Source organism: Leifsonia sp. GW821-FHT13C09 (genome assembly GCF_058806435.1).
In genome coordinates this window covers 1,531,296-1,547,502 of sequence record NZ_JBXAPS010000001.1, presented here as the reverse complement: position 1 = coordinate 1,547,502, position 16,207 = coordinate 1,531,296, and the positions used below count along the sequence as shown (strand labels likewise).

The 16,207-nt window shown below is 66.2% G+C and carries 14 protein-coding genes; 12 read left to right on the top strand and 2 right to left on the bottom strand.

Annotated elements, in window-relative coordinates; translation table 11 throughout:
• Positions 1–61: 61 nt before the first annotated feature.
• Positions 62–1,420, bottom strand: a complete 1,359-nt coding sequence (locus tag AC1ROW_RS07480) for an ABC transporter substrate-binding protein (RefSeq protein ID WP_493018199.1) — start codon at positions 1,418–1,420, stop codon at positions 62–64.
• A gap of 171 nt (positions 1,421–1,591) precedes the next feature.
• Between AC1ROW_RS07480 and AC1ROW_RS07475 the strand changes: the two genes are divergently transcribed.
• The 7 genes from AC1ROW_RS07475 to AC1ROW_RS07445 all read left to right on the top strand — a co-directional run bounded on the left by AC1ROW_RS07475 (position 1,592) and on the right by AC1ROW_RS07445 (position 10,404).
• The gene (locus AC1ROW_RS07475; protein WP_493018198.1) at positions 1,592–3,136 is read left to right on the top strand and encodes an alpha-N-arabinofuranosidase; all 1,545 of its coding nucleotides are present in this window, start codon (positions 1,592–1,594) and stop codon (positions 3,134–3,136) included.
• 147 nt (positions 3,137–3,283) lie between these two features.
• Entirely contained in the window at positions 3,284–4,291 is a 1,008-nt protein-coding gene (locus AC1ROW_RS07470; protein WP_493018197.1) for a LacI family DNA-binding transcriptional regulator, read from the top strand.
• 345 nt (positions 4,292–4,636) lie between these two features.
• Positions 4,637–5,791, top strand: coding sequence for a substrate-binding domain-containing protein (locus AC1ROW_RS07465; RefSeq protein WP_493018196.1), 1,155 nt, complete (start codon positions 4,637–4,639; stop codon positions 5,789–5,791).
• Between the two features lie 49 nt (positions 5,792–5,840).
• A complete protein-coding gene (locus AC1ROW_RS07460) occupies positions 5,841–7,352 on the top strand; it encodes a sugar ABC transporter ATP-binding protein (protein ID WP_493018195.1) in 1,512 nt (503 codons plus the stop codon).
• 3 nt (positions 7,353–7,355) lie between these two features.
• A complete protein-coding gene (locus AC1ROW_RS07455) occupies positions 7,356–8,342 on the top strand; it encodes an ABC transporter permease (protein WP_493018194.1) in 987 nt (328 codons plus the stop codon).
• Positions 8,343–8,371: 29 nt separating this feature from the next.
• Positions 8,372–9,193 (top strand): sugar phosphate isomerase/epimerase family protein, encoded by an 822-nt coding sequence (locus AC1ROW_RS07450; protein ID WP_493018193.1) that lies wholly within the window; start codon positions 8,372–8,374, stop codon positions 9,191–9,193.
• 41 nt (positions 9,194–9,234) lie between these two features.
• The gene (locus AC1ROW_RS07445; protein ID WP_493018192.1) at positions 9,235–10,404 is read left to right on the top strand and encodes a levoglucosan dehydrogenase; all 1,170 of its coding nucleotides are present in this window, start codon (positions 9,235–9,237) and stop codon (positions 10,402–10,404) included.
• Positions 10,405–10,526: 122 nt separating this feature from the next.
• Here the strand turns inward: AC1ROW_RS07445 and AC1ROW_RS07440 are convergent, their stop codons facing one another.
• Positions 10,527–10,877, bottom strand: a complete 351-nt coding sequence (locus AC1ROW_RS07440) for a helix-turn-helix domain-containing protein (protein WP_493018191.1) — start codon at positions 10,875–10,877, stop codon at positions 10,527–10,529.
• Positions 10,878–11,407: 530 nt separating this feature from the next.
• On the opposite strand from AC1ROW_RS07440, the gene AC1ROW_RS07435 reads away from it, so the two are divergent.
• The 5 genes from AC1ROW_RS07435 (at position 11,408) to AC1ROW_RS07415 (ending at position 16,192) form a co-directional block, all read left to right on the top strand.
• Positions 11,408–12,772 carry an ABC transporter substrate-binding protein gene (locus AC1ROW_RS07435; protein ID WP_493018190.1) on the top strand — a complete coding sequence of 455 codons (1,365 nt, stop codon included), beginning with the start codon at positions 11,408–11,410 and terminating at the stop codon, positions 12,770–12,772.
• Positions 12,773–12,836: 64 nt separating this feature from the next.
• Entirely contained in the window at positions 12,837–13,775 is a 939-nt protein-coding gene (locus AC1ROW_RS07430) for a carbohydrate ABC transporter permease (RefSeq protein WP_493018189.1), read from the top strand.
• Entirely contained in the window at positions 13,768–14,556 is a 789-nt protein-coding gene (locus AC1ROW_RS07425) for a carbohydrate ABC transporter permease (RefSeq protein WP_493018188.1), read from the top strand. The genes AC1ROW_RS07430 and AC1ROW_RS07425 overlap by 8 nt, the downstream gene beginning before the upstream one ends.
• Positions 14,557–14,613: 57 nt before the next feature.
• Positions 14,614–16,020 (top strand): GH1 family beta-glucosidase, encoded by a 1,407-nt coding sequence (locus tag AC1ROW_RS07420; protein WP_493018187.1) that lies wholly within the window; start codon positions 14,614–14,616, stop codon positions 16,018–16,020.
• Positions 16,004–16,192, top strand: a complete 189-nt coding sequence (locus AC1ROW_RS07415; RefSeq protein ID WP_493018186.1) for a hypothetical protein — start codon at positions 16,004–16,006, stop codon at positions 16,190–16,192. The genes AC1ROW_RS07420 and AC1ROW_RS07415 overlap by 17 nt, the downstream gene beginning before the upstream one ends.
• The last annotated feature ends 15 nt before the right edge of the window (positions 16,193–16,207 follow it).

Below are 16,207 nucleotides of genomic sequence, written 5' to 3'. Positions count from 1 at the left end.
GTGTTGTTTTTCCTTTTTTGTGGTCCCGGGTGGGCGGCTGCGCCCCCCCACCCGGCGGTGTTCACTTGACCGTGAAGCCCTGGCTCTTCGCGTACGCGACCATCTGGGACTGAACGTTCGCGGCGACCTGGTCGCCGGTGACCGAACCCTCGTTCAGCGCGACGAGCTGCGTCTGGAGCTTGTCGTAGAAGTAGACCGTGAACGGCCCGAAGTTGAAGCCCTTGTAGGCGTTCGACGCCGGGATGTAGACCTCCTTCTGGGCGAGCTGACCGCCGAAGAACTGGCTCTTGTCGTTGACGAACTCCTGCGACTTCAGCGCACGCTCGTTGAGCGGGAAAATGTTCTGCGACTGCCACCCCGCGGTGAGCGAAGCGTCATCGGCGTACAGGCTCTTCGCCACCTTCGCGGCGAGCGGCTTGTCCGTCGCCTGGGTGGTGACGGCGAAGGTCGATCCGCCCCAGTTGATCGCCACCGGGTGGCTCGTGTCCCACTGCGGGATCGGCGCCACGCGATAGTCGCTCGAGGCCTGGTCCTTGCCGACCCCCGCGCCGCTGAGATAGCTCGGGGTCCACGCGGCGGAGGGGTAGGTCGCGTACTTGCCGTTGCTGAACCCGGCGACGTAGTCGCTCGTGAACTGGTCCTGGGTGCCGACGAGACCGGCCTTGACGAGGCCCTGCCAGTAGTTCAGCACGCTCTTGACCTGCGGGGTGTCGAAGTGGATGCCGATGGTCTTCGGCTGCTTCAGGTCGTAGTCGAAGGGGGCTGCGCCCTTCTGCGACAGGTAGGCGACCATGGTCGCCGGCTGGTTCGCGGCGAGGTCCGCGAAGAGCGGACCGCCGGCCTGCTTGACCTTGGCGGCGTCGGCCTGGAACTCGTCCCACGTGGCCGGGGGCGTGGTGATGCCGTACTTGGCGAGGATGGCCTGGTTGTAGATCAGCCCCATCGGGCCGCCGTCGACAGGGATCGCGTACACCTTGCCGCCCTGCGAGACGTCGCTCCACGACCCGGGCGTGTAGTGCGACTTCAGGCTGTTGGCTCCGTAGGCGCTCAAGTCCACGAGCGCGCCCTGCAGCTCGTAGTTGGTCAGGTGATCGGCTTCCAGCATGATCACGTCGGGCGCGCCGCGCCCGGCGGCGATGGCCGTCTGGAACTTCGTGTACTCGGGCGCACCGGCGCCCGCGTTGGTCCAGCACACCTGGACATCGGTGTGCTCGTGGTTGAAGTTGTCGACGATCGTCTGCATGTTCGGATACCAGGCCCAGACCGAGACCTCGGGGGCCTTGGGGTTCAGGATCTTGTTCGTGCAGCCGGACAGCTTCGGGTCCGAGGCCGCGCTCGAACCGCCGTCGCTGCACCCGGCCAGGAGGCCTGCGATGGCGATGGCGGCAGCCGTGACAGCGACCAGTGGTGTCAATTTCATTGAGAACTCCCTCGTTGCAGTTGCTCGAACGAATGCGGTGGGTACAGCGTTGCACTCGTTGGGTACAACGATGTAGCGTAAACGCACTCGGACGTCGACGCAACAACGAAGTCGTGTCCGACTGATCCAGCCGGCGCAGAACGAACTGCCGCCCCATCCGTGAGGAGTCCCATGCCCGCAACCGTCACCGCCACGATCGACATCGCCGCCGGTCGTCCCGCTGTCCGCTACAGCCGGGACGTCTTCGGCCAGTTCATCGAGCACTTCCACCGCCAGATCTACGGCGGCATCTTCGAGCCGGGCTCGCCGCTCGCCGACGAGCGGGGGTTCCGCACGGATGTCCTCGACGCGCTGCGCGAACTCCGCGTGCCGTCCATCCGCTGGCCAGGTGGATGCTTCGTGTCGGCCTACCACTGGCTCGAAGGAGTCGGGCCCGACCGCGTCCCGACGTACGACCGCGCCTGGCGCGTCACCGATCCGAACACCTTCGGAACCGACGAGTTCATGGCCTGGTGCCGCGAGCTCGGCGCTGAGCCGTACATCTGCACCAATGCGGGGACGGGCACGCCGGACGAGATGGGCGACTGGCTCGAGTACACCAACCTCGAAGTGGGCAGCAAATGGTCGAACCTGCGCGCCGCCCACGGTCACGCCGACCCGTACGGTGTCCGCTACTGGAGCATCGGCAACGAGAACTACGGCGACTGGGAGATCGGGGCCAAGTCGCCCGCCGAATGGGCGGCGTTCGTCACGGAATCCGCGAAGATCATGCGTCGCATCGACCCGAACGTGTCTCTCCTCGCCGCCGCCGTCGACGACCTCGACTGGACGATGCCGCTCCTGCGCAGTGCCGGAAAGTACCTGGACTACATCTCCATCCACGGCTACTGGGACCGCCTCGACGCGGTCAACGAGCCCTCGAGCTACCTCGAGGCGATGGCGCTCACCCTCGAGCCGGAGAAGGCGATCGCCCGCGTCGAGGCCATGATCCGCGCCAGCGAGCAGGATGTCGCGATCGCCTTCGACGAGTGGAACCTGCGCGGCTGGCACCACCCGTGGTCGGGGGAGGGCTCCGTCGAGGCCCGCGACCTGAACGACGACAATTCGACCTACACCATGGCGGATGCGGTGTTCTCCGCGTCCTTCCTCAACGCGTGCCTCCGCCACGCGGGGAGCGTGCGCATGGCGAACATGGCTCCGACGGTCAACACCCGCGGCCCCCTGTATGTGCACCCCGAGGGCATCGTGAAGCGCACCACCTTCCACGTGATGCAGATGTACGCGACTCTCCTGCAGGACGAGGTCCTCGACGCCGCGGTGTGGAGCCGGCCGCTCGCCACCGGCGCGACCGAGGTGCCGGGCGTGGACGCGATCGCCACGATCTCCTCCACCGACGGACGGGTCTCGCTCGCCCTCATCAACAAGAACCCCGACGAGTCCGCTCGCTGCGAGATCAGCGTGGACGGCCGGCTCGTCACCGGTCCCATCGAGGCGACGGTGCTCTCAGGTGACAGCCCGGACGCGTTCAACGACGTGAGCAGCCCCGAGAGCGTCGTTCCCAGCCGGGTCGACGTCTCGGACGGGACCGGCGCGGTCATCCTGCCGCCGCACAGCGTCACCATCTGCCACCTGTCCGCTCCGCTGTCCACAGGCGTGCGTGAAGACGGCTGGCGCCTCGGCGGTCTCGGCGGCGAGTGGAAGCCCGCTGCCGCGTAGCACCTGACGAAAGCCACGGCGGTGACGCCGGTGGTCTCAGCCCGCTGAGGCCGCCGGCGTCACGCCTCGGCCGCCCGGCGGGTGGTTCGAGCCACCGGATTTCCGGGGAAGTACAGTTGAGTCCAACATTGAGCTAGAGGGGGGCGCGTGCCCGGCCGGAAACCATCGATCAACGATGTGGCGCGCATCGCGGGGGTCTCGTATCAGACCGTGTCACGGGTCATCAACAGCGCGCCGGACGTCAGCCCGGCCACCCGGGCCCGCATCCAGCAGATCATCGCCGATGTCGGATACCACCGCAATCGCGCGGCGGCCGCTCTGGTCACCAACCGCTCGACATCCATCGGCATCGTGACGGACGGCTCGCCGCGCTTCGGCCCCGTCGGGACTCTGCTCTCGCTCGAGAGCGTCATCCGCGAGCGCGGATACACCGCGACCGTCGTCTCCGTGAACGAGCCCTACGAAGCGTCGGTGCAGACGGCCTTCGACACCCTCGATGAGCTGGGTGTCGATGGCATCATCATCATCGCGCCACGGCTCTCGATGGCGTCCGCAACCGTGAACGCGTCGGTCCGCGTGCCGGTCGAGATGATCGCGGCAGGCGCCTCAGGCACACCGAATGTCGTCACGTATTCCGAGAATCAGGAGCTGGGCGCCCGGATGGCCACCCAGCATCTGATCGATCTCGGTCACACCGACATCGCGCACATCGCGGGCTCGATGGAGTGGTTCGACGGCCTGGTGCGCAAGCGCGGCTGGGAGAGCGCGCTGCGCGATGCCGGCATCCGGCCGGGCCTGTGCATCGAGGGCGACTGGAGCCCCAAGTGGGCGTACGAGACGGGCCTGCGCCTGATCGAGGAGGGACGGGTCCCTGGCGCGATCTTCGCCGTCAGCGACCACACGGCTCTCGGGCTCATCCGGGCCTTCGTCGAGAACGGTGTGCGTGTGCCCGAGGACGTCAGCATCGTCGGGTTCGACGACGTCGAGGGGTCCGACTACTTTCTGCCGCCTCTCACGACTGTCCGGCAGGATTTCCCGGCGCTGGCGCGCGCGACGATCGACGTCCTCCTGAGCGCGGTCGAGGGTCACGTGGCCGATCGCGCCCCGCATGTGCCGACTCTGGTGGTGAGGAAGAGCGCGATTCGCGCGCGCTGATCCGCTCGGCGGCGCTGACGAGTTCGAGCGCGTGATCGATCCGTGACTTGACAAGCGACACCGTGAACGTTCACGATGTGGAGACGTTGTGAACGTTCACGACGGGTCCACCGGTAGATTTCTCCGAAATCACGCCTCGCCTCCGATGTCAGTGACGACTGTCGACGAGAAGGGCGAACGGCCAGAGGGCCCGAGCTGCGACGTCCACTGCGTGCGTCAGTCCTCGCCGATTCGCGAAGACGGCGCAGCTGAGCGGCACTTCCCCGAAGAGGCGCACCGGTTTGATGGCGAACCGGCGCGATGCCAACACCTCCCCGTCGCCATTCCGAAGGTACTGGAGAGACCATGTTCCGTAGAACAGCACTGCTGGCAGCAGGCGCCGCGCTCGTATTCGCGGTAGCCGGCTGCAGCTCGACGACGAGCGCCAGCAGCAACGACAACTCGGCCGCCTCGCAGAAGGCGGAGCAAGCGCTCAAGAAGGTCACCGGACAGGTGCTGAGCAAGGGCCCGAACGGCGAATCGCCGTCCCCTGCCTCCGCCGCCGACCTGAGCGCGCAAGAGATCGCCAAGGTGCGCGGGCTCAACGCCACCGCAGCGATCGTCATGCACTACGGGGGCAACGACTGGGCGACGGCACAGATCGCGGGCCTCAAGAGCGAATTCCAGAAGCTCGGCATCAAGGTCATCGCGACCACCGACGCCAACTTCAAACCGGACAAGCAGGTGTCGGACCTGGAGACGGTCGAGGCCCAGAAGCCCAACATCATCGTCTCCATTCCCACCGACCCGGTGGCGACGGCATCCGCGTACAAGGCCGCCGCGGCCACCGGAGCCAAGCTCGTGTTCATGGACAACGTCCCGCAGGGCCTGACGGCCGGCAAGGACTACGTCTCGGTGGTCTCCGCCGACAACTACGGCAACGGCGTCGTCTCCGCCCACGAACTCGCGAAGGCGCTCGGCGGCACGGGAACCATCGGCACGATCTTCCACCAGGCCGACTTCTTCGTGACGAAGCAGCGCTACCAGGGCTTCAAGGACACCATCACCAAGGAATACCCGGACATCAAGATCATCGCGGAGAAGGGCATCGCGGGGCCGGACTTCGCCGGCGACGCCCAGGCGGCGGCGAACGCGATGCTCACCGCCCACCCGAACCTCTCGGGCATCTGGGGCGTCTGGGATGTTCCGGCCGAAGGCGTGATGGCAGCGGCACGCGCCGCCGGCCGCGCCGATCTCAAGATCGCGACAGAGGACCTCGGCAAGAACGTCGCGATCGCGCTGGCGAAGAACCAGCTGGTCGTCGGCCTCGGCGCCCAGGTCCCGTTCGATCAGGGTGTCACCGAGGCGCGGCTGGGCGCAGGCGCCCTTCTGGGGAAGACCGCTCCGGCTTACATCGCCCTGAGTGCGCTTCCGGTCGACCACGCGAACGTGCTCGACGCGTGGAAGAAGGTCTACCACCAGGATCCCCCGAAGGATCTGCAGGACTCGTACAAGAAGTGACGAGCGGGCCGGGGGGCCCACAGCCCCCCGGCCGACCGAAAGGCACTCTATGACCACCACAACCACCACCGACGTCGTGCGGATGCGCGGCATCTCCAAGGCGTTCAGCGGCGTCGTCATCCTCGACGCTGTGGACTTCGAGGTCCGATCCGGCGAAGTGCACGCCCTCGCCGGCGGCAACGGCGCAGGTAAGTCGACGCTGATGAAGATCCTCCAGGGCGTCTACCGCTTCGATGCGGGCGAGATCCTCATCGCGGGAGAGCCCGTGAACATCGCCTCCATCCAGGACGCGAAGGCCGCCGGCATCGGCATGGTCTTCCAGGAGTTCAGCCTCGTGCCGAGCCTGACGGTCGCGCGGAACATCTTCCTCGGCTCGGAGCCGCTGACCCGGTTCGGCCTCATCGACGAACGGGCCCTCGTTTGTCAGACGGAGGAGGTCTTCGCCCGGATGGGCGTCGAGATCGACCCCCGTGCGGAAGTCGGCCGGCTCGGCACGGCCTATTGGCAGCTCACGGAGATCGCGAAGGCGCTCTCGCAGAACGCCCGGGTGCTCATCATGGACGAGCCGACGGCGAGCCTCGCGCGGCACGAGACCGAAGCCCTGTTCGAACTGATCGAGCGGCTGAAGGCCGGCGGGATCTCCGTCATCTACATCTCGCATCGCATGGATGAGGTCTATCGCATCGCGGACCGCATCACAATCCTCCGCGACGGCCGCCGGCTGCTGACCGAGCCGCTCTCCGCGATGACCCCGGAAGCGATCGTGGAAGGCATCGTGGGAAAGAAGGTCGAGAGCCAGCTGACCTACCGGGAGCGGGACCGGGTCAGCCAGGAGGGACCGCCGCTTCTTGAGGTCCGCGGTCTGACCGCCGGCGATCGGGTCCGCGACGTCTCCTTCGTACTGCGCAGGGGGGAGATCCTCGGGTTGGCCGGCCTCATGGGCAGCGGGCGGACCGAGCTCGCCCGAGCGCTGTTCGGCATCGACAGCGCTCGGGGGGAGGTCCTCGTCGACGGCAGGCCGCTCTCGCTCTCGTCGCCGAGACACGCGATCGCCGCCGGGCTCGCCCTGGTGCCGGAGGACAGGCGCGATCAGGGCCTCGTGCTCGACCATTCGGTTCGCGAGAACCTGCTCCTTCCGCTCCTGGACGATATCCGCCGCGGACCGTTGCTCGACACGGGCGCGGGGCGAGCCCTCTCGGGGTCGCTCATCGAACGGCTGAACATCAAGGTCGCGCATCCCGGCCGACCGGTGCGTCTGCTCTCCGGCGGCAACCAGCAGAAGGTCGTGATCGCCAAATGGCTCGGAACCGACCCCGACGTGCTGATCCTCGACGAACCGACAGCCGGCGTCGACATCGGAACCAAGAGCGAGATCCTCGAGCGGATCCGCGAGCTCGCCGCCTCGGGCAAAGCCATCATCGTCATCTCGTCCGAATACCCGGAACTCCTCGCCGTCAGTGATCGCATCCTCGTCATCCGTGACGGCTCGATCGCGCGCGAACTCGAGCGCGGCGACATCGCGGACGAGGAATCTCTCCAACGTGCAGTGCAGGGAGTCTGAAGAATGAACAAATCACCGGTCATCGAGAGCACCGAGCCGCGTGCCCGTCTCGGCCTCGGAAAAGTCATCACCGCCTGGGACTGGCGACGGTACGTCATCTACATCGGCTTCGTCGTCGTGTTCCTGTTCTTCGCGGTCCTCCTCCGCGACCAGGGGTTCCTCTCGCCGAACAACCTTCTGAACATCTTCCGGCAGACGTCGACGATCACCGTGATCGCGGTCGCGATGACGTTCGTCATCGCAGCGGCTCAGATCGACCTCAGCGTCGGCTCGACCGCCGGCCTCGCCAGCGTCGTCACCGCGATGGGCATCTCCGCGTGGGGGCCGATTCCCGGCATCCTCGCCGGGCTCGCGGTCGGGGCCCTGGTCGGTGCGACGAACGGCGCCCTCGTGAGCCTGCTCGGCATCCCGTCGTTCCTGGTGACGCTGGGGATGATGGGGATCGCGGTGGGGGTGGCCCAGTGGATCACGGCTTCGGCGCCGCAGCCGATCCTCGACGACACCTTCAACACGGTCTTCGGCTCCGGTGACATCGGTCCCATCCCCGGGCTCCTCGTCTGGTCGGGCCTCTTCGTCGCCGTCGGCGCCGTCGTGCTCGCCCGCACCAAGTTCGGCCGGCAGGTGCTCGCGACCGGCGGCAATCGCACCGCGGCGGACTTCACCGGCATCAACACCAAGCGGATCACCTTCCAGGTGCTGCTGATCTCCGGGATCGTGGCCAGCATCGCCGGGATGCTGTACGCCGGCCGGCTGCAGTCCGGTCGCTTCCAGTGGGGCTCCGGGGACGAGCTCTCCGCGATCGCCGCGGTCATCCTCGGCGGCACGAGCCTCTTCGGCGGTAGCGGCACGGTGATCGGAACGCTGTTCGGATCCCTGCTCATCGGGCTCATCAACAACGGTCTCATCCTCGCGGGGCTGGACAGCAGCCAACAGCAGGTCGTGCGCGGCGGCATCATCATCCTCGCCGTGGCGCTCGCCCGCAAAAAGTGATTCAGAACCATCGGAAAGGCGGAACGGAAATGCGACTCGGATACTGCTCGATCACGTGGGGAGGCGTCGTCGGCCATCCCACAGGGGTGACCAGCGTCAAGGACCTCTTCTACCTGACCCACGGCGACATGCGCCGGGCGGTCGCGGACATCGCGGCGGCGGGCTACGAAGGCATCGAGATGTTCGACGGGAACCTCGTCGACTTCGCCGACCGGCCCGGGGAGCTCACTGATCTCCTGGACCGGGCGGGCGTGGAACTCGTGAGCGTCTATGCGGGAGCCAACTTCATCTACCCCGACATCCTGCCCGATGAGTTGCACCGCATCCGGCGTTCGGCCGAGCTCGCGGCCTCCTTCGGCGCCGAGCGTCTGGTGGTCGGGGGAGGCGCGCGCAGAGCGGCCGGCACGACCGCCGACGATTACGCCCGGCTGGCCGAGAGCCTGGACCTCGTGACCGACATCGCCGAGAGCCACGGCCTGGCTGCGAGTTACCACCCGCACCTCTCGACCATCGTCGAGAGCCCGGACGAGCTCGATCGCCTGCTGCCGAACACCCGCATCGGCTTCTGCCCTGACGTCGCGCACCTCGCGGCCGGCGGAGGCGACCCCGCGACGGTCATCCGCACGTACGGAGACCGGATCAGCCACGTGCACCTCAAGGACCTGAGTCGCGACCCCTTCGCCTTCCTGCCGCTCGGCCAGGGCGAGCTGGACCTGCCCGGCATCGTCGCCGCCATCCGCGACAGCGGGTACGACAGCTGGCTCATGGTCGAGCTGGACGAGTACGACGGCGATCCCCGCGAGGCCGCCGAGCTCAGCAGGAATTATCTGCGCGATCTTCTCGCGGTCTGACCGCGCGCGGAACCAACGAAATAGCTTCGAAAGGACAACAGATGAAACAGCTCAACGTCGGCCTCATCGGCGGCGGGTTCATGGGTAAGGCCCACTCTCTCGCTTACGCCGCCATGCCCATGTTCTTCTGGCCGGCCCCGGCCATCCCGGTGCGTCACACCATCGCGGAGGCGAGTGAGGAGCTCGCCGCCGAGGCGGCGCAGCGTTTCGGCTTCGAGCGCTCCACGTCCGATTGGCGGAGCGTCGTCGAAGACCCCGCCATCGACGTGGTCGACATCGCCACACCGAATCACCTGCACGCCGAGATCGCCATCGCCGCGGCCAAGGCGGGCAAGCACATCATCAGTGAGAAGCCGCTCGCGCGCACCGGGGCGGAGGCGAAGGAGATGTACGACGCGGTCGTCGAAGCGGGCGTCGTCAACATGGTCGCCTTCAACTACCGCCGCACACCCGCAGTGGCACTCGCGAAGAAGTTCATCGACGAGGGTGCGATCGGCAGGATCCTGAGCTTCCGGGGAACGTACCTGCAGGATTGGAGCGCGAGCCCGGATTCGCCGCTGTCGTGGCGCTTCCAGAAGGCCATCGCAGGCTCCGGCGCCCTGGGCGACATCGCGACCCACGTCATCGACATCGCCCGCTACCTCGTCGGCGAGTTCGGCTCCGTCAACGCGATGATGTCGACGTGGATCCCCGAGCGGCCGCTGCAGTCGTCCGGGGCCGATGCGCTCGGCACCGTACGGGGCGGCGACGGTCCGCGCGGAGCCGTGGATGTCGATGACCAGGTGATGACCATGATCCGTTTCGCCGGCGGCGCCATCGGCTCGATCGAGGCGACGCGCAACGGTTACGGCCGGAACAACTTCATCACCTTCGAGGTGCACGGGACCGAGGGAAGCATCGTCTTCAACTACGAGCGCCGCGACGAACTCCAGGTCTGTTTCGCCTCGGACGGCGACGACCGCCGGGGCTTCCGGACGATCTACACCGGGCCGGCGCATCCCTACGGGAAGGACCTGTGGCCGATCCCGGCGCTGGGTATCGGCTACGGCGAGACGAAGATCATCGAGGCGCACGACTTCTTCACCGCCATCGCCAACGGAACGAGTGTCAGCCCGAACTTCGGCGACGGCTACCAGACGGCCCTGATCGACGACGCCATCGTCGAGTCCGCCGAGAACGACGCGTGGGTGGACGTTCCGGGGATCGACTGACGCTGCGATCCGACGTGTGGTCCCCGCAGCTGCCGGGGTAGAACAGGGCGAAGGCCTCGATTTCCGCGTGATCACGCGGATCTCGAGGCCTTCGCGGTCTGCAGTCCTGCGCCGTGCTCGGCTCAGCCACTCGGGCGGTCGACGGTCTCGCGCACGTGCGCCACCAACTCGGCGATCACGAGCGCCGCCTGCGTCTCGGCGGACCGCTCGGCGACGCCATGTCCGAGCAATGCCTGGATCCGCTCCAGCCGGTTGATGAGTGTGTTGCGGTGCAGGAAGAGGCGTTCAGCCGCCGGAGCGATGCGCATCCTCGTGTCGAAGAAGACGCGGAGAGTGTCGCGCATGTCCGCCAGCTCGGGCGTGTCGGCGGCGAGCTCGCCGAGCGCGTGCTCGACGAACCAGCGGGCGCGCTCCTCGTCCCGGCCGAGGAGGATCGCGAGCGCCGCATCGCCGTAGCGGACTCCGCCCGACACGCCCAGGCGGGCGGCGAGGTGCAGCGCATCGGACGCCTCCAGGAAGGTCTAGCGGAAGCCGTCGGTCCCCTGATGCGGTTCGCTGACACCCACCACCAGAGGTGACGGCACGCGAAGGTCCACCACCCTCGGCGTCCGCGGCGCCGGACGACTGGACGCTCTCGGTGCGATTTGAAGGACACTTTCGCGCAGGAGTCGCCTCCCGGCTCGCAGAACTGATCATTGATCCCTACCGGCTCGCATCTGAGAGACAAAGTCTCCGCAGCAGGAGAAGGCTGCTGCCGGGTGCCCGAACAAATTGCCGCGGCCTCGTCGGATCGGTCGCCCTTTCTCCTTGGTCTCATCGGCTGTGTCACACGATGGCGCGGGCTCTCAGTCGACGACTGGCACCTCACGCGCTCCGCATGTCGATAGGGAATATCCTACTTACACACTGTTTGTAATTTAGGTCCCAATGAGTTACTGTGATTTTCGGCGCCACTCCCGGCCGCAAAATTCCAAGATTCTTCGCCCTCTCAAGGAGAGAAACAATGTCGTTTCGTTTGTCGATGCGCCGTTCTGTGCGCGTGATAGCTGGTGTCGCTGCCGCGGGCCTGCTAGCGGCCGGACTCGCGGCCTGCTCGGGTTCGAGCGGAGCTCAAGGCTCCGCGACCAAAGCCAACCTGAACTGGTGGGGGTGGACGCCCGATCAGGCTGTCGCCCAGAACGCGATCAGTGAGTTCAACAAGACGTACCCGAACATCCACATCACCTTCAAGAAGATCCAGGACGCCGATTACGCGGCGGCCCTGCGCCCGGCGCTTGCCTCATCCAGCGGCCCCGACGTCTTCAACCTTCTCGTCGGCGGTACGGGTGCCGCGGTGAAGACGTACGGTGTCGATGCGGTCGACCTCACTCCGGCAATGTCGAAGCTTCGAGGGTCGGACTGGGAGAAAGGCATGTTCGCAGCCGGCGTGAAGGACTTCACGGTCGACGGCCAGTTGAAGGCAGCGCCCATCGGCAAGGTCGCGTCGGGCATGATGTGGATCAACCAGGGTCTCTTCGACCAGTACGGTCTCAAGGCCCCGACCAATCTTCAGGAGTGGGAGAAGGTCTGTCGGGTATTCCAGTCCCACAATGTGGGCTGCTTCCGCGAAGGGGTCGACCCGGCCGGCTTCGAGCAGGACACGCTGCACACCATCGCGAACAGCGTGAAGCCCGGGTTCTATGAGGACGCCGTCACCGGTAAGGCCAAGTGGACCGACCCGGCAATGGTCAAGACCCTCACGATCTGGAAAGACCTCACCTCCGACGGCATCCTCGACCCGGGAGCCCTCGGAATCCAGCAGTATCCGGACGTGAACAACGCCTTCCTGTCCGGCAAGGTCGCTATGGTCCAGATGGGCACGTGGTACCGCCAGTACACCCGTACTGACACGTTGAAGGCCGCCCTGCAGGGCGCGGGAGTCGCCTCGACCAGCAACCTCATCACGATGGCGCCGATCCCCTTCCCGGACGTTGCAGGCAACGGAAACACCATCGCAGCGTTCAGTGACCCGGACTACGCCCTCGCGGTCAACAAGAAGTCCAAGAACACGGCGGCGGCAGAGACGTTCGCGACCTGGCTCTCGGGAAGCACTGCCGGTCAGCAGGTCATCGCGAACAACCTGGACGAGGACCCGGTCATCGCCGGGATCACGCCCGACTACAAGAGCGTTCCGCTGGTGGACTCCGCGAAGCAGACGCCCGGGCTCGACTGGCTCTCGAAGTACACGTCGAACGTGACGGAGGCGCGCCTGGCGAACATCTCCGGCCCGCTGGACCAGGCCCTGCTCGACTCGGCGAGTTCCGTCCTCGCGGGGAAGGCGACCCCGCAGCAGGCCGCCGCCACGCTGCAGTCGCAGTCGGGACAATAGCAAACCGGTCGCGGACCCCGACCTCGGGGTCCGCGACCGACCATGAGAACGGAGTTGTTCCACTATGGCGACGGTCAGCACTCTCGCAACACCTACGACCAGGAAGCTGGAGCGGCGGCAAACGCTGTACGGCAGCCGCGCGGCCAACTTTCTCTGGCTTCTTCCCGCACTTGTCGTTTCTGTCGGCGTGATCTATTTCTGCGTCGGCTACACCGGCTACATTTCGCTCCTGAATTGGGACGGAGTGAGTCCCGACACCGTGTTCGTCGGTCTCCAGAACTACGCGCGAATGCTGGCCGACCCGGTGTTCTGGATGAGCATCCAGCACACGATCACGTTCTTCATCGTGACGTTCGTCGGACAGGTGTTCTTCGGCTTCGTCTTCGCGGTTCTCCTCCAGTCGAAGATCCGTTTCGCTGTGGTGTACAAGGTTCTGGTCTTCGTGCCGGTGGTGATCGCGCCGGCCGCGATGGCTCCGATCTTCCGGGTCATGTTCACCCCGACCGGTCAGGTGAACCAGGTGCTCGCTGCGATCGGCCTGGGCGGCCTTCAGCAACCGTGGCTCGGTCAGGACAGCACGGCGCTTCCGGTGATCATGGCGATCGCGATCTGGGGCGGCACGGGTATCTCGTTCATCCTCTATTTCGCCGCAATCGGCCAGATCTCGCCGGAGATGATCGAGGCGGCGCGTCTGGATGGTGCAGGCAACGTCCGGATCATCAGGAGCATCATCTGGCCGAACTTGCGCGGCACGACGGCGGCGATCGCGATGCTGACCGCAATCGGCTCTCTCAAGCTGTTCGACATTCCCCAGCTCGTCACGGTCGGCGGCCCCAACTACGCGACCGAGTTCCTGGGCCTACTCATCTACCGTCAGGCCGTACCGCTGAACGCGGTCGGATATGCGTCTGCGATCTCCATCACCCTTCTCGTGCTCGCCGTGGCGGCCGCGATTCTGTTGAGGATGACCGGGGTCGAAAGGAAGGAGGCTCGTCATGCTTGAAGGGCGCCGTTGGCCGTCCAAGGTGGTCCTGCAGATCGTCGCGACGCTGCTGGTGCTTCCTTTCGTGTTCCCGCTCGTCGCGATGGTCCAGGAATCGCTGTCCGGAGCGGGATGGGGTAACTACGCAGCGGTTCTCGCCGTTCCGGAGCTGCCGGTCTTCTTCCGCAACAGCATCATCATCGCGGTCGTCGTGATCACCGTGGTGTACATCTGCACGATGCTGGCCGCTTTCGCCTTCTCGAAACTCCGAATCCGGGCTAAGGAACTCTTCTTCTGGCTTCTCCTGGCCGCCCTGACGCTGCCTGAGGTCGTGATTCTGGCGCCGTTGTTCGCAACGGCGACAGCGCTGGGTATCTACAACACGTTCATCTCAGTGATCCTGCCCCTGACGGCGCTGCAGATCCCGTTCACGGTGCTGCTGGCGCGCAACTTCGTCGACGGCATCCCGAACGAGTTGCTCGATGCGTCCCGCGTGGACGGCGCATCGACGTGGCAGAGCTTCTTCCACGTCGTCTGGCCGCTGACCAGGCCGATCGGCGCTGCGATCATCGTGCTGACCCTGATCGGAACCTGGAACGACTATCTGCTCCCCTTGGTCTTCCTTCAGGATCCGGCGCTGCAGACGGTGACCTTGGTGCCATCGTTCTTCGTCGGTGAGTTCAACAACGACCAGACGAAGGTCGTCGCCGCGGCAGTGGTGACCGCAATCCCGGAGATCCTCGCTTACCTGCTGCTTCAGCGGTTCTTCGAGCGCGGCCTCGCTGCCGGAGCACTGAAGTAAAAACCGTAGCCGTCCAACCACCGTGCGTGGCGACTGCCTGAAAGGAAAGACTGACACATGAGCCTTACCCGAGCCGATTTCCCGGACGACTTCGTCGTCGGCACGGCGACCGCCGCCTACCAGGTGGAAGGATTCACCGCCGGCGGCGGGCGTGGCCCCAGCATTTGGGACGACCTCGCAGCCACTCCCGGTGCCATCGCGGACGGACTCACCGGCGACCCGGCCGACGAGCACTATGCCCGCTACCTCGACGACGTCGACATGATGGCCGGTCTGGGCCTCGATGCCTACCGGTTCTCGATCTCCTGGTCCCGGATTCAGCCGGACGGCACCGGTCCCGCACACGCTGAGGGGCTCGCGTTCTACCGCAACCTGGCCGAAGCCCTCATCGCCAAGGGGATCACGCCGTACGCGACGCTGTACCACTGGGATCTCCCGTCGGCTCTCGAGGAAAAGGGCGGGTGGCTCAACCGCGAGACAGCAGACCGGTTCGCCGAGTACGCACGCGTCGTCGTGGAGGGCCTCGGCGACTTGGTCACCCACTGGATCACCCTCAATGAGCCCTGGTGCTCGGCCTTCTTGGGCTATGCAGCGGGCGTTCATGCGCCGGGGAAGAAGCGAGGACCCGAGGCCGCGCGTGCAGCGCACCATCTCCTCCTGGGCCACGGTCGCGCCGTGGCCGCGATTCGGGAGATCAGCCCGGAAGCCACCGTCGGCATCACCCTGAATCTCTACTCAGTGAAGGCAGCCACTGCGAGCGAAGCGGATCAGGATGCCGCGCGGCGGATCGACGGCCTGCAGAACCGTCTCTTCCTCGAACCGGTTCTTCGCGGCGCCTACCCGGTCGACGTCCTGGCCGATCTCGGCGAGCAGAACTGGTTCGCGGCGAATCCTGCGACCGACGCTGCCGAAATCGCCGCGCCGATCGACTTCCTCGGGGTCAACTACTACAGCCGCCACACCGTCCGGGCAGGCTCCGCCCCGTCCGACGGCGTCGCCAGCGCGAACCCGGGCAGCGAATTCGTGGAGATGGTCGACACCGGCGCTCCGAAAACTCAAATGGGCTGGGAGATCCATCCGGACGGCCTCGTCGACGTTCTGCACATGGCCCATGTTCTTCGACCGGAGCTCCCGCTGTACGTCACCGAGAACGGCGCCGCGTACGAAGACGTACTGGTGGACGGCGCGGTCGACGATGAAGAGCGTCGCGACTACCTCGAGAAGCATCTCTCTGCGTGCGTCGACGCGCTATCGGTCGGCATCCCGTTGAAGGGCTACTTCGCCTGGAGCCTGATGGACAACTTCGAGTGGGCCTACGGCTATACGCGGCGGTTCGGGATCGTCCACGTCGACTACGAAACACAGGTGCGGACGGTCAAGAAGAGCGGGCTCTGGCTCGCTGGTTTGCTCGGCGGGTCACTGGCCGCGACCACCCGAGAAGCATGGAGTGAGGCAGCCAAGTGAGCCGAAGGCGAAGCGCGACCCCCTCTCGTACGCCGCGACGGCGGACGGCTTCGCCCTCGAAGTGCACGACAACGACCTGCGCACGGGCGACGACCGCTGGGCACCCGGCGCAGTCGTTCGCTGGCGCGATGTCGCTCTCGGCGAGCTGAGCCTCGCCACACCGGCCTCTTGAACTCGAAACGACCAA